This window comes from Pseudomonas sp. 3HC3 (assembly GCF_044904505.1).
Taxonomy (GTDB): domain Bacteria; phylum Pseudomonadota; class Gammaproteobacteria; order Pseudomonadales; family Pseudomonadaceae; genus Aquipseudomonas; species Aquipseudomonas putida_Y.
The window spans coordinates 924,096-937,898 of record NZ_JADDRH010000001.1; the positions used below are offsets into that span (position 1 = coordinate 924,096).

The window sequence follows — 13,803 nt, forward strand, 5'->3', positions numbered from 1 at the left end:
CTTAGCTAAAGATTCAACGATCGAAACGCTCCGCCAGATTTTTCAGAGCCTCGGCCTGAGACTTCAAGTCCTCACCAATTCTTTGACCGTCCAAAGCCTTATCGACGCTCTGTTTCGATAGCTCAGCCACTTGCAGAACCTGCTGTGACAAGCTCCCTACCACTTGCGATTGCTGCTCCATGGCAGAGGCAATCTGCATGCTCATGCCCGATATTTGAGTCAACGAGGAATTCACTCCTGCCAGATTTCCTTGCACCGACAGCACTTCACGAGTGCTGTGTCGCGCGAATTCTCGGCCCTCGTCGGTCAGTTGGACGGTACGTTCGGTAGCATCGCGCAGTTGCAGCAAGAGCGGTTGAATTTGCTGGGTTGCTTCTTGAGTACGTGTTGCCAGTTGCCGTACCTCATCAGCAACAACACTGAACCCCCTACCCGCTTCGCCGGCGCGAGCAGCTTCAATGGCAGCATTCAAAGCCAGCAAATTAGTTTGTCCAGCAATCGAACTGATGATGTTGGTGATAGCGCCAATAGCCTCCGTGGAACTGGCCAACTGTTGGACTGCCACTGCAATACTCCCGACGGATGTACTGAGCTGCTGCATTGCATCAAGGCTCTTGCCGGACAATTGCTCGCCATGGCTGGCGAGCCTGACAGCTTCTTGGGTAGCCAGATTCGTTGCCTGAACATTACTGGCGACTTCCTGGATAGTGGCTGCCAGTTCGCTGAGGGCGGTTACTGACAAGTCGGTTTCATCACGTTGCCGTTCGAGACGCTGAGTCTCGGCCTGAATCAATTGGGCAAGCTCAACTACCTGCCGCTCAACGACGCCTCCAGTCGTGCCGATTCGCGACAACGCGCTTTGCAGGCGGCTTTCTTCTGCAACCAAGGCCATTTCCATTAACGCGGCAGCACCTGGCGCATTACTGTAAATATCGGCGGTCAAACAATCAGCAAACGCTTTGGGATGGGCAACAAAAATCTGCGTAACGGCACGGTTCTGTCGCCAATCCTGAAGGCCCGCCATAACGGCAAATCCAGCCACAACCACAGTACTCTGGGCCCAAAAAGAATCCAGCTGCCAAAGACCTGCCGAAAACAATAGACCCAGCGGCAAGCTCGGTAATGCAGACTCCACCAGTCGATTAAGACAAGAACCCCACTGAAGAACTGCTCCACCAGAACTCAACCGCGAATAGAGTTTTTCAGCGCGCTCTGTCTGCACTTGCGATGGTGAGCTATAGACTGCCCCGTAGGCCTCAATCCCATCAGCGCCGAACACCGGTTTTATGTAAACGTTCAACCAACAGGTTGAGCCATCCTTATGCCGATTCTTCAAAAGCCCCATCCAGGGCTTTCGTTGTTGCAGCGCACTCCACAGGCTACTGAAAATGTGTGCGGGCATATCAGGATGTTTAAGAAGACTGCTTGATTTATGCAACAACTCCTGACTTGTATACCCGCTAAGTTTTATAAACGCTTCGCTAGCGTGGATAATTCGCCCCTGTAGGTCGGTACGGCATATCAGAACAGCATTGTCAGAGGAGCTACGAGGTGCGGACATGACTGAAAGATCCCAAAAGAAAAAAAAGCCTGCCCATAAGGGCAGGCCGAGAGCAACAGTAATTAGGGTGCTATGGCACGATGACTGCGGCGATTTTAAAAGTGATGAACATAGCGCACTTGCACACGACTTCCCTCTGGACGGTTCTCAACGTCCTGTTCGAAGTACGCATTCAAAAACACATGATCGTCCTTGGAGAAGCTATACATCGCTCCCGGACCAATAGCCCATACCTTTTCACGACGGCCGGAAACTTCATGACCATCGACTTTGGTATCGGTGATTTGCTTTAGCCAATAGCCGTTGATACCCAGGCGCAACTGCGGCGTCACCGCATATTCGGTAGCAAAGTTTGCATGCAGGGCCTGGCCAGCTTGAACGTCGTCAGCGCCACCAAACTCCGGGCCCGGATCGTCATTCTTGCCGTTATAAAGATAGTGAGCTCGAACCGACGCCGTCCACTTTGGGGTAAACCAATACGTGGCCGCCCAATAGGGATCAAACGACCAGGCGTTCGCACCGGGGTTGATGGCATGTTTATCGTCGTATTTACCGGTCGGAACATTGACCTGCAATTCAATGCGGTGCGCGAAGCGCGGCCCATCCGGCCCCATGATCGGATCAAACTGGATCATCGGCCCCAATAGCAGATCACCCACGCCACTTTGACCCTTTAGTGCCGCATTATTCAGTCCGTCATCAACATCCATGCTGGTTACAAAAGGCAGCAGAGCGTTCATGCCCAGCGTCGCATTGCCAACGCGAAGATCGGAAAAATAGCTGACTTGTGTCACTGCAACCTGATAATCCAGTTCTTGCTTGGGTAAACCCAGCTCCTTGCCATTTTTATCTCGAAAACGATTAGCGCTATAGTTCTGGAAGTACTCCTGGAAATACCACCCCGCTCCCGCTGGCGGGGCGCCATCGAGAAAACTGGTAAACCCAAGATTGACTACCGGCAGGTCATACGCATACACCGGGGCGATACCCAAGAGACCTGATCCCAACACGCATACCGATAGCAGTTTTATTTTTATCTTCATGACGCTCTCCACTTATAGCAAGGCTAAAGGCAGAGTAGCTGAGTGTAGTAATATGTGCATAAAGGCTATCCGTTTACACCGCCTCTCGGCACACCAGCTACGCTTCAACAACTCTAAATACCCACAGGATGTTCAGCAGGTATTTGTGCTTTTAAAGCCACCATTCTTTCATTGTGCGGCTGATCCGATCATGATCATCGCTCTTCTTTCTGACTATCCACGAACTGCAGGGACTATCCGATATACGCAAATAAAACCAATTGATTGTTTGTTTCAAGCGACGGATTTATCTGCTGCATTTAGAATACGTAACTGCTTGTAAGGCAGGTTTTCAGCGTCACTTGGATAAGCGGCCATAGAGTTTTTCAGCGAATATCAGAGAGTGGCAAGAAGTTCATATGAATAGCAAGAGAAAAGTTGCACTTGTAACGGGGGCTGGACAGAACACTGGGCGAGGTATCGCCCTTCGCTTGGCCAAGGAGGGGGCTGATATAGTATTAGTCGATAAAGATGCAACGCCGCTGAACGATACGGCCGATGAAATCACCGCAACAGGTCGTCGTGTGTCAGTTTTCTTGATCGATATTACCGGGCGAGAACAACTTCGTGACGCAATCGATCATGCTGAAAACACATTTGGTAGCTTCGACATCATGGTCAATAACCCCGGCTTTGAGAGAGAAAACGCCGAGGCTGATATAGGCTATGAAGAAGCTCAACGTCTGATCAATCACGGTATTCAAAGCACATTGTGGGGAATTCAAGTCGCGGCGGATAAATTTCGTCAGCGACGCCAAAAAGGCACGATCATTAATATATCGTCCACTGCCGGCCATGAGAATTCGTCTTTGGTGGATATCCACACCGCGTCCAAAATGGCTGTCCGCGTGTTGACTCAGGCCGCATCCAAAGAGCTGGCCACGGATGGAATCATAGTCACTCTGCAATGCTTCGGAACCATCATTCCTGCAGCAAGATACGTGTCATAACAATAGGCATGCTTCGCCGCTCGGGAAGACCGGCGAAGCTCGACATCTTCAGACTTATCGGCTCAAGCCAGGATGTTGTGCAGCCACTCGATATTGCCCGCCGTGAAACACCAGCGGGTCCCCTCCACCTTGGCGATAGTGTTCGATTTGTCCAAGGAAGATCAGGTGGTCACCCCCTTCATACTGGGTGACATTACGGCAGACCAGCGTGGCGATCACGCCATCGAGAAGCGGCACCCCAGACTCTCCAGCCTTAAAAGCCACCCCGGAAAACTTGTCTGGCGCAGGTCGTGCAAAACGTCCGGAAATATCATGCTGATCAGCGCCCAGAACGTTGATCGCAAAATGATCGCACGACAGGTAGTCCGCAAGACTCGGAGCATTGCGAGCAATACTCCAAAGCACCAGCGGCGGATCGAGTGAGACCGACGAAAACGAATTAGCAGTCATGCCAACATTGCGCCCGTCGGTTGTACGTGTAGTGATAACGGTCACGCCCGTGGCAAATTGCCCAAGCAAATTTCGCAGTTCGCGTGGGTCGCTATCCTGCGCATTGACCAGATCGGGTTGGATGGATTCTGCGGTAAGTGCATTCATGATGAACTCCTGGCTCGATGGCGGCTCAAGCGGCCTGATGAGTTTTTTTCTGAATAAAGGCCTGGCAAGACTGAGCGTCGAACCACCAAGGTGCAAAGATGCGTGGATCATCGAAGCCATTGGCGATGGCCGATGCCAGAGGTTGCGACTGGCTCGCGGCGCCGAGCAGTTCGAGCAGGTGCTGAGGCGGAGGCGTCAGCATTGTGTTGGTCCACTTGACCACATGCTGGGCATAGCTCCAGTACTGCTCGAAGGTGTCGTGCATCCAGTCAGGGCCAAAGTCTTGCGTGCCACGAGCGACAATCGCATCCAGGTAAACCTTGCTGCACTTGGCAGCGTTGTTCGAGCCCTGGCCAGTAATAGGGTCGTTGACCACAAGCGCATCGGCCATGCCAAAAACCTTGCGCCCCGACGGCAACGTAAGCACCGGTTTGCGCACCATCGGCGTGAAGCGCCCGGACAGGAAACCCTTGTCATCGGTCATTTCCAGGGACCGGCAGCGTTCGGCTTCCCAGGGTACGTAGCGATTGACCAGCTCCAGGCTTTTCTCAAGATGTTGCTCGGCAGACGTGATCCCCTGCCAGCAATCCATCGGCCCGCCCGGAATCCCTTCGAAGACCATGATCTCGCAAGGTCCAGTGGTCGTCAGGCAAGGAAACACAAAGTACTCGCCTACACCTGGAATCAGGTTGAAGCTGACCCGGGTAAACGGCGACATCGGTGTCATACCCTTCACATAGGTCAACGACAGCGCCCTTTGCGGCTGTTGAAACTGAGTACGCTCGGCGTCTTTTTCAAACAGATTGACGATTTCGCCCTTGCCCGCAGCCAGCAGTACCAAATCATGGGTGGTCGACAAGAGCTCCAGCTCGGCTACCCCAACATCCTGGATAATGACCTCACCGCCACGCTTTGCGACCTCGTCCAGCCATACCGGCATTTTCAGGCGCTGATCGACGGATTGGGCATAGCGATCCAGCCGGGTACTCCAGCTGAACAGTGGCTCATTGGGCTGCTCTGGGTTAGGCACTGCCAGACCAATACCTTCAACAGCCGGGCATTGGTCTTCCCAGAAGTTCAGCCCCAGATCACGCTCACTCTGCAAGGCGGCGTTGAACATACACTGACTGGACATCACTTTACCGTTGCGAATGTCCTCGCCATTACGATTAGTGGTCAAGGTGACGTGGTAACCCTTGGCGAGCAGGCCTAGAGCGAGTTGCAGGCCGGCTTGACCGGCTCCGACGATGGCGATTCGACGCATTGTTATTCTCCTGGTTATCGACGGTTACAGGTGCAGCATTCGGCAGTCGCCGAACAGGGTTTCTTGTTAGTGGTTTGCGTTACTCGGCAAGCCGTGGTATCGCCGGCAGGTTCTGTTCCGGTCCCATGACCGAGTAACCTCCATCGACGGCATAATCCGCGCCCGTCACAAAGCTGGCGGCGGGTGAACATAGAAACGCCACCACGTTGGCCACTTCGGAAGGTTCTCCCAAGCGCCCTAACAGGTGATAGGAAGCGGCGACCGCATCAGCCTTTTCACGATTGCCGCCGCTGACTTCGGCGATCACTCGCGACCAGGTCCAACCAGGGGATACCGAATTGACGCGGATGCCATCAGCAGCAAGGTCCATGGCCATGCAGCGGGTCAGCTGCACCATCGCGGCCTTCGAGACTGGATAGAGCCAACGCCCGATCTGGGCACACTTGGCGGAGATGGAAGTGAAATTGACAATCGCACCGCAACGGGCTTTAAGGTCCTGATGCACTGCTTGAGTCAATGCCACGGCCGACACCAGATTCACGTCAAGCGCTTGTAACCAATCCTGGCGGCTGGAAGCAAAGCCTTGGTCGCTGTAAGTGCAGGCCAGATTGATCAGCAGGTCGACTCCACCAAAACGTGCTCGAACTTCTTCGACTGCATGCGCGATGAGCTCGTCATCCGTAACATCGAGATGAAAAAATGCGGCTCGCTCACCCAGTTCGGTGGCGACCTTGAGACCCGCTTCACGATCGATATCGAACAGTGCAACGCTAGCCCCCGCATCCATTAACGCCCGAGCCACGGCGGAGCCAATCAAGGTCGCACCACCGCTGATAACAGCCACTTTGTTCTGTAGATGTGACATGGTTATCCCCTTAAACCGACTTATCGGCGCTGGAGGCCCAGCTCGGCATCAACGTATTGGAAGGCAACGATTCATCGAGCAGTTTCCGGGCGGTCACCACACCGGCCACTGGCAACCCTGTCGGGTCAAGCAGGCCGATCTGAACCAGCACGCTGGCCTGATCCCAGTAGATATGTTCGTGATAGAGCTTGGGACCGCGAAACTTCACCACGCCAAGCATCGGGATCTCGACATGGCGCCCGGTCGGTGCCACCCCGGGAAGCATCCAGTCGATCTCGCAGTCATGGGTAAAGCTCATGATGAATTCATCGACGATTTGCGACGCACCGACCGTGCGAGACAAGGGAGTCAGCGTCATATCCTTGGGATTGCCATGGACGAAGTGATGCTGGTAGAAACGGCTCAACTCTTTCGCACCCACGCCGCCGGTCATGGTCGGGATGTGATTGACGTATGGTTCAGCGACCATGGTGGCCATAGTTGCAGGTACGTCCCGAGTATCGAACTCGTGTCGCACGTGCTCATCCCAAAGATCTGACAGGTTGTATTCAGGGCCTAGGGCCCGGCGCAACGCAGCAACCGTCCGTTCGTGTGCCAACAGTGCAGATGGCTTGTGGTAATGTTGGCCACTAGGGCGAGCGAAGGCGTGATCAACTCCCGGATAGACGTAGAGTTCAACACCAGACTTGTTGTGCAGAGCTTCCTGGATTGAGGACCGCGCCTCAGCGGGACAGAACTGGTCTTGTGCGGCCATATGGAGTACCAAGCGCCCCTTCAGCCCTTCAATCTCCGACAAGGCGTTTTCAATGCCCACGCCGTAGTAACCAACAGCACAGGCCACCTCGGGCAACCGACAGGCTGCCAAATAAGCCAGTTTGCCACCCAAGCAGTAGCCGACAACTCCGAGGTCACCCGGCTGACATTGGGGCATGCTTTGCAGAGCATTCAAACTTGCGCGAATATCATCAATACCAAGCGCCTCGTCAAAACCTTGGTAGAGCTCATAAGCGCGACCAAAGTCTGCTTCGGTATACCCTAGTTCGACACCACGCTCCTGACGCCAGTACAAGTCCGGAACCAGAACGGTGTAACCTTCCTCGGCTAACATATCCGCGACTTCACGCATAGCCTGATTGACGCCGAAGATCTCCTGGCAGAGCACCACGCCCGGTCCGCGACCATCGACAGAGGTCGCCAGATAAGCCTGGAAGTGACCGCCGGACAGAACCGGCACGCTGACATACTGGCCTTTCATATCGAATCTCCAAGGGTTCAGGTACGTTGGAGATGATATTGAGCGCGTTCAGTGGTGCCGACTATCCGCAGAATGCAGCACCTGTCCAGGACATGCAGGAAGTTACAAGGATGAACAGGCCCGATGGGCAAAATGAAATAGATCCATGTAAATGACCTGAAAATTATCGGAACGACACCCATTACAAAGAGCCGTCCGCTGTCCTCCAGTACTCGACGAAAACCAAGCACTCAAAGGGATGATCCACACATGAATTGGCGTTAGGGTGATCTGAAGAGAAAAAACGGAGTATCAGACGGTGGCAGCGCGCTGAAACAGTCCAGGCAAAGCCAGCAGAAGCAGCCGCAACGCTGCGAAAGGATGAGTCACGAAATTCCGCACTTGGTCACTGCGGCTCTCTCCATGAAGGCACCAATTGCAGAAATGCTCGCAGTTGTTGGTCAGCAGTCGATACTGATTTTCTCCCACGCGAGACAAGGCTCGCCGGACCACTTCTTCTTGTTGAAAGCTGAACCGTAGGCCAGTATGGATCCAGACCGGACTCCCCAAGGAAAACCGTTTCAGCTCGATTATTTCGACCGGTCCCGGGTGCAAACCTGAACAAAGCCCTGAGTAGTGGACAACTTGATACGCGCCCAAATAAATCCCATGATGGTAATAACCGTTTCGGGCGGTAATGAGATGGCTCCCGACGGCAACCTCTGCGCCGGTAATGTAGTCCCACTCCCACCATTCGTTTTCAGGAACATCCTCTATCTCCAAAGATGCAAAAGACATGTTCATCGCTCTTCGCCCTATCAGAATTGTGGCGGGTTCCGCCCGCAATAATCTGGGCGGCGCTCCCACTTGGTTAATTCAGAAGCGTTGGTATGATATTGACCATCTGCTTCCGCAAGGACTATCCGCTGGCTGCAAAACCTGTCCAAGCCATGCAGAAAGGTTCCGGCTCGACCAGACCGGGATCAGACCTTCACCGAAAGTGGGCGAGGCAATCGAGCTGTACCGGAACCTTTGGTCGGCCACTCTCAGGAATTGCCACGCAGCCTAATAAAAAATTTGGACGCCTGACATTTGCGGGAGGAAACTGGGTTCAAGCGCCATGTTCAGCACAGCCGGCAACAACCTACAGCTCCATGGCATGCTAATTGCCTTGATAATTAGATCGCCCGATGAAGGGCACAAAAAGAAACGGACATGCCCACAGGTTATCCGGTTTATGCAGCGGCTATCCTAATCCTGCAAAGCCTCGGTAACACGAATGTGCGCAATGCCTTGAAACGTGCATGCAAGTGAGGCGACCATGAGCCTGAGTACAATCCTGCAGAGCAGCGGCAGTCTCTTTGACAGAGTGTCGCTATTCACCCAAGAGAACCAGTTGTTTCTACTCAATGACCTGGAGGCCATTCGCAAAGGCGTCAGCAGCGTCTTCACAAATCATGAACTGCATTGCGTAGAAGATACCGGCTGCATTAGTGCACGCATGCACCATGTCAGTCGTGGCCACCTGTCCTTGAACAGGCTGGAATATGGAACAAGGGTTAACATCGACCCTGGACGACTGGGCAGTTTCTTTTTAATCCAGATCCCCATCCGTGGCCAGGCGCGCATCATGTGCGGAGATCATGACTTTATCTCCACCCCCCATAAAGCCTCGCTAATTTCACCCACCCTGCCGTTATCAATGTGTTGGGACGCCAATGCTCCCCAACTGGCACTCCGAATCGAACGTTGCGAAGTTGAATACCATTGTGCTCAGCACCTCGGACACGTGATGGACAAGCCACTGGAGTTTCATCCTGAACTCGACCTGGGTTCACCAGGTGGAAATTACTTCCTCCAACTGATCACCATGCTGGCTGACGCGATTGCATTGGACGAACATCCACTCCACAACTCCCTCGTGCTCAAACAGTTCGAATCCGTCCTTATCAACGCATTGGTCTACGGCCAACCCAACAACCTGCGAGAACAACTGGAGTGCGCCAGTAAACCAAAAACGCTGCCCTATTTCGTCAAGAGGACCGAGGAGTATATGCGAGCTCATGCACACGAACCGCTGAGCATAGAGCAATTGGCCGAGCACGCCGGGGTTAGCGTACGCACATTGTTTTCCGGCTTTCGCGATTTTCGTGATACCACGCCCATGGCCTATCTGCGTAACCTGCGATTGGAGCAAGTGCATCTTGAATTGAGCTACCAAAATCATGACGCGTCGGTAACCGATATCGCGTTCAAATGGGGCTTCGCCCATTTGGGACGGTTTGCTCAAGAATATAAAAAACGTTTTGGCGAAGCACCGTCAACGACGCTTAGATTTCGAAGCTGATAGTCAGTAACTCAAATCATAATGCATTAATAGCTGGAAGTACTGATTCGTTAAGTGTCACCGATTTGGGTGAAATTGGCCGGGCCCGAGTGGCGGGCACCAGGATTTCCCTGATTGGTCGCGGTGTAAGTTTTCAAACCTCGGTCTTCTCCGATCATCCCAATTGGCGAATTAGAGTAGAAGGACAAGAAAATAAGCTGGAGGGGCTGCCGAGTAACGCAAATCTGTTGATTACAGTCACCGATGAACAGCAAATTCTCTGTCTAGTCCCCATGCGGTTTGCGCTGTCATCTTACAAATGCCTAAGGGTCATGGATGACCCACTCTCTGATCGTGTCCCTGGAAGTGGTGTAACTCATCCTGCGGCGCTACTGAGCGTCCTCCCCGCCTATGCTTGATCAGCAGAAAACCAAGATTGACCATGTAAGGATTATTCCTTACCACTCAATCAATACGTCCGGGAGAACGCTCATGCCTGCCATCCACGAAATCGCCACGTTGACCTCGAAGGGGCAGGTCACAGTGCCCAAGTCCGTTCGCCAGCTTTTAGGCCTCGACACGGGTGGCAAGATCGCATTCGACGTACGCGCCAAGGAAGTCGTGGTCAGCCGCGTAGAAGCCATCCATGAGGACCCTGCCATCGGTGCGTTCCTGGGTTTGCTGGAGGCTGATATCCGAAGCGGGCGCAACCTCACCACCCTGCCGGAAAACCTGGCCCAAACCATGCTCGCCAATGCGGGCCACGCTGTAAATCTGGACGAAGATATCGACGGTGAGGTCGCGATCTGATGCTGCAACATGGCTGGACACTGTTGTTCCATGAAGGTGTGACTTTACAGCTACGCAAATTGCAAGAAGCCGCCGCCCGGGGCCGCGCAGAACGACCCACAAGGTTTTGAAAGCAACGCCAACGTCAAGCTGTTTGGGGCATTGAGCCATCTGATCATGGAGGCTGTACCTGCCGACCCGGGCCGTGACGAGCTCCGCCCAGGCAACACGCTGGGTACCGCCTACCGACATTGGCGGCGGGCGAAAATCGGTAGGCGCTTTCGGCTGTTCTTTCGCTACGACTCAAGGTCCAAGGTCATCGTCTACGCATGGGGCAACGACGAAAATACTCTACAGTCCGCAGGCAGAAAATCCGATCCCTACGCCGTATTCGAGAAGATGCTGGGCCGCGGTAACCCTCCTGATGACTGGGACGAGCCCAAAGCATAATCTCCGCGACTGGGTGAGGGATTGCACGTTCGGCACCGCCCCCCCACCCCGGTGCTTCCACTGTAATCCACTCGTAACGCACATTGCGTTTCTGCGCCCCTTCATTCGACGGTTTGCCGGGCGACACCCGAGCGCTGCTGGACTGTCTGTCTCTACCACTAACCGGCAAGGCTTGACTCTACCGTAAGGGGCAGACTTTACCCTTGGCACTTCATTACCCGGAGTTTGTCATGAAGCGCAAACGCATGCTCGTAATCCTCGGCCACCCTTCGAACAACAGCTTTTGCGGCGCTGTGTCCGAACGTTATGTCGAGGCCGCCACGCAAGCAGGCCATGAGGTGCGCCTGCTGCGCCTCGACACCCTGGATTTCGATCCGGTCTTGCACGATGGCTATAACCAGATCCAGTTGCTTGAGCCCGATTTGATCGACGCACAGAACGACATTACCTGGGCCGAACACCTGACATTGGTGTACCCGATCTGGTGGGGCGGCATTCCGGCGTTGCTCAAGGGGTTCTTCGACCGCGTGTTTCTGCCCGGTTTTGCCTTCAAGTACCGCAAGGGCTCGCCCTTCCCGGATAAGCTGCTCAAGGGCCGCACGGCTCATCTTTTGGTGACCATGGACACGCCGCCGTGGTACTACCGGTGGGTGTATCGCATGCCGGGCCTGCACCAAATGCGCAAGACCACCCTGGAGTTCTGCGGCATAAAACCCCTGAAAACCCTGACCTTCGGTCCGGTATTGGGCTCCAAGCCGCAACAGCGCGAAGCCTGGCTCAAACAAGTCCAGACAGTCGCCAGCCGCTGATCGGCCCCGGTCGGGCCGTGCCCCTGCGCTGCCCAGCCGAGCCTCCCTGCTGTGACACCTTGTCCAGGCTTCCCACACCCTGATGCTCGTGCAAAGATGTCGCGCGCCTGTACGAGCACGCGACATCTTTTCGCTTCTGATGCGTCAAAAGAGGGATTTTCATGTACATCGGCAAAGCGGCCCAACTGTCGGGCACCACCGTAAAAAGCATTCGACATTACGAAGAAATCGGCCTGCTGCCCCCCCCGCAGCGCGAAGGCAAGTACCGCATCTACAGCCAGCAAAGCGTAGAACTGCTGACCTTCATCAAATGCGCTCAGCAACTCGGTTTCAAGCTCAAGGAAATGCAGGCCATTCTGCAGGATCATCACGGCCAGGCGCTGCCCTGGGATCTGGCCATGCAGGCCATCGATAACAAAAAGCAGGAATTGATGGGGCAGATCCAGGCCTTGCAGCAAGTGCATGACGGCTTGGTTGAGTTTGAGCTGAGCCTCAAAGATGCTCAGATGCAATGCCAGTTCGAACACCTGGAAAAAGCCCGCTGAATCCGCTCCGCTGCCCCTGAACGGCCATGGCGCACGGTGCCGTTTTCAGCACGCAGGCGCCACGGCGATTTAGCCTGGCACAGCCCCACCCCCCCGGCTGCTCACCCTCTTGCACTGCTGGCTGCGGCACAATCGAGGCAAAGAACCACGGCGAAATCAGCGTGACCAGCAAAATGCTAATGAAGCCGCCGGATGACAGCGCCAGTATCACCAATACACCCAGGTCAATGACGGGTTTGTTGGCGCAGAACAGTCGCGCGACAAAGCCCATCGAGAAGATCACGACGCTGACCACCGTCGAGCGCCCGACGCCCTGCATGGCCGCCAGGATAGCCTCGTCGATCTCGATGCCCTTCTGCACCAGCATCCTGATCCGTGACAGCAGGTGAACGGCGTAATCCACGACGCCCACCACCAGGAACGTCACCAGTGTGGTACCGATGCTCAACTCGATGTCCAACAGGTACATGCTGCCGTACACCGTCACCGACGTGGTCAGCAACGTCAGCATGCCGAGGATGGGCAGACACGGCGTATTCCGGCAAGTCGCCGGCTATCAGCCCGCACTTGATCGCAGTCTGCGTGAACAGGCGGTCGTCCAGCGCGACGTTGTACTGCAACTGGTTGAAGCGCAGCCGAGAGCGAGTACCGGCGATGAAGTCCTCGGTTTCGCTGTGGGTAATGCTGTCGATCTGGTCGAGGTCGGCATAGGAGTAGTCGCTACCCATGAACGCCCCGCGTTTGTCGGTGGTGGAAGTCCTTCGGGTCTGTTGGCTGACCGGCAAATACATCCATTGGCTGTATTCGAGGCCCAGGACCTCGCGCGGGTTTTCGATGTGGAAGGCGACGTCACGCACATCACTAGGCGCGGAGAAATACAGGGTGAAGTTGTCGCTGTCCGGGTAATCCTTTTGCAGGTAGCTGAACTCGCGGATGCGGCTGTTACCTTGGGATCCTGACAGTCTTTAGGCGTCGTCGGGCGGGCTGTTCATCTGACACTCTGTTTTAGCCAGCCGTACATGCGCTTGATGCAGCCGCACTGCAGAGCCCAGGCGCTGTACGAAAAGCCTTGATACTTGTTCATGCTGCGTTGAAAACAGCCTCGGAATGCTCATGTACTCCAGTACAGTCGGGCGCGACCCCGGCCGTTCCTCGGCTGTTTTCGCCTTGCCTGACCTGCGTCTCAAGACTTTTCGTACAGCGCCTAGTGTGGTGTTTCACAAATACCGCCGAGAATCTGAGCTAGGCTCTGTAGAAGCCAACTCTCCAAGGGCATCGACATGGGCCGGCCAGCAACCGTCATTACCCTTTCCGAAACTGAAAAGTCGGAA

12 protein-coding genes and 3 pseudogenes are annotated in these 13,803 nt (G+C 54.6%); 6 read left to right on the forward strand and 9 right to left on the reverse strand.

The genetic code is table 11. The features are described 5' to 3' along the window. Positions 1–13: 13 nt before the first annotated feature. Together INQ47_RS04535 and INQ47_RS04540 are read right to left on the reverse strand one after the other, a co-directional pair. A complete protein-coding gene (locus INQ47_RS04535) occupies positions 14–1,561 on the reverse strand; it encodes a methyl-accepting chemotaxis protein (RefSeq protein WP_404701211.1) in 1,548 nt (515 codons plus the stop codon). A gap of 95 nt (positions 1,562–1,656) precedes the next feature. Continuing rightward, on the reverse strand, positions 1,657–2,604 hold the full coding sequence (locus INQ47_RS04540) for a transporter (RefSeq protein ID WP_404701212.1): 948 nt from the start codon (positions 2,602–2,604) through the stop codon (positions 1,657–1,659). Between the two features lie 398 nt (positions 2,605–3,002). Here INQ47_RS04540 and INQ47_RS04545 point away from each other — a divergent pair, with 398 nt between their 5' ends. Further along, entirely contained in the window at positions 3,003–3,593 is a 591-nt protein-coding gene (locus tag INQ47_RS04545; RefSeq protein WP_404701213.1) for an SDR family NAD(P)-dependent oxidoreductase, read from the forward strand. A 54-nt stretch (positions 3,594–3,647) separates the two neighbouring features. Here the strand turns inward: INQ47_RS04545 and INQ47_RS04550 are convergent, their stop codons facing one another. The 5 genes from INQ47_RS04550 to INQ47_RS04570 all read right to left on the reverse strand — a co-directional run bounded on the left by INQ47_RS04550 (position 3,648) and on the right by INQ47_RS04570 (position 8,351). After that, positions 3,648–4,190 (reverse strand): flavin reductase family protein, encoded by a 543-nt coding sequence (locus INQ47_RS04550; RefSeq protein WP_404701214.1) that lies wholly within the window; start codon positions 4,188–4,190, stop codon positions 3,648–3,650. Between the two features lie 25 nt (positions 4,191–4,215). Further along, a complete protein-coding gene (locus INQ47_RS04555; protein WP_404701215.1) occupies positions 4,216–5,454 on the reverse strand; it encodes a styrene monooxygenase/indole monooxygenase family protein in 1,239 nt (412 codons plus the stop codon). Positions 5,455–5,533: 79 nt separating this feature from the next. After that, positions 5,534–6,319, reverse strand: coding sequence for an SDR family oxidoreductase (locus INQ47_RS04560; RefSeq protein WP_404701216.1), 786 nt, complete (start codon positions 6,317–6,319; stop codon positions 5,534–5,536). Between the two features lie 10 nt (positions 6,320–6,329). Continuing rightward, positions 6,330–7,574 (reverse strand): dienelactone hydrolase family protein, encoded by a 1,245-nt coding sequence (locus INQ47_RS04565; protein ID WP_404701217.1) that lies wholly within the window; start codon positions 7,572–7,574, stop codon positions 6,330–6,332. 291 nt (positions 7,575–7,865) lie between these two features. Next, positions 7,866–8,351 (reverse strand): lecithin retinol acyltransferase family protein, encoded by a 486-nt coding sequence (locus INQ47_RS04570; protein WP_404701218.1) that lies wholly within the window; start codon positions 8,349–8,351, stop codon positions 7,866–7,868. Between the two features lie 523 nt (positions 8,352–8,874). Between INQ47_RS04570 and INQ47_RS04575 the strand changes: the two genes are divergently transcribed. From INQ47_RS04575 to INQ47_RS04595, 5 genes and pseudogenes are all read left to right on the forward strand, one after another. After that, entirely contained in the window at positions 8,875–9,900 is a 1,026-nt protein-coding gene (locus INQ47_RS04575) for an AraC family transcriptional regulator (RefSeq protein ID WP_404701219.1), read from the forward strand. Positions 9,901–10,371: 471 nt separating this feature from the next. Continuing rightward, the gene (locus tag INQ47_RS04580; RefSeq protein ID WP_404701220.1) at positions 10,372–10,689 is read left to right on the forward strand and encodes a type II toxin-antitoxin system PrlF family antitoxin; all 318 of its coding nucleotides are present in this window, start codon (positions 10,372–10,374) and stop codon (positions 10,687–10,689) included. Beyond that, positions 10,689–11,118, forward strand: a pseudogene (locus tag INQ47_RS04585) (type II toxin-antitoxin system YhaV family toxin). Before INQ47_RS04580 ends, INQ47_RS04585 begins: the two are co-directional and overlap by 1 nt. A gap of 230 nt (positions 11,119–11,348) precedes the next feature. After that, on the forward strand, positions 11,349–11,927 hold the full coding sequence (locus INQ47_RS04590) for an NAD(P)H-dependent oxidoreductase (protein WP_404701221.1): 579 nt from the start codon (positions 11,349–11,351) through the stop codon (positions 11,925–11,927). A 161-nt stretch (positions 11,928–12,088) separates the two neighbouring features. Further along, the gene (locus INQ47_RS04595; RefSeq protein WP_404701222.1) at positions 12,089–12,472 is read left to right on the forward strand and encodes a MerR family transcriptional regulator; all 384 of its coding nucleotides are present in this window, start codon (positions 12,089–12,091) and stop codon (positions 12,470–12,472) included. A 69-nt stretch (positions 12,473–12,541) separates the two neighbouring features. Here the strand turns inward: INQ47_RS04595 and INQ47_RS04600 are convergent. Together INQ47_RS04600 and INQ47_RS04605 are read right to left on the reverse strand one after the other, a co-directional pair. Beyond that, positions 12,542–12,998, reverse strand: a pseudogene (locus INQ47_RS04600) (MMPL family transporter); the annotation flags it as partial. Next, positions 12,994–13,434 (reverse strand): annotated as a pseudogene (locus INQ47_RS04605) (outer membrane lipoprotein-sorting protein); the annotation flags it as partial. The pseudogenes INQ47_RS04600 and INQ47_RS04605, both read right to left, overlap by 5 nt. Positions 13,435–13,803 lie beyond the last annotated feature (369 nt).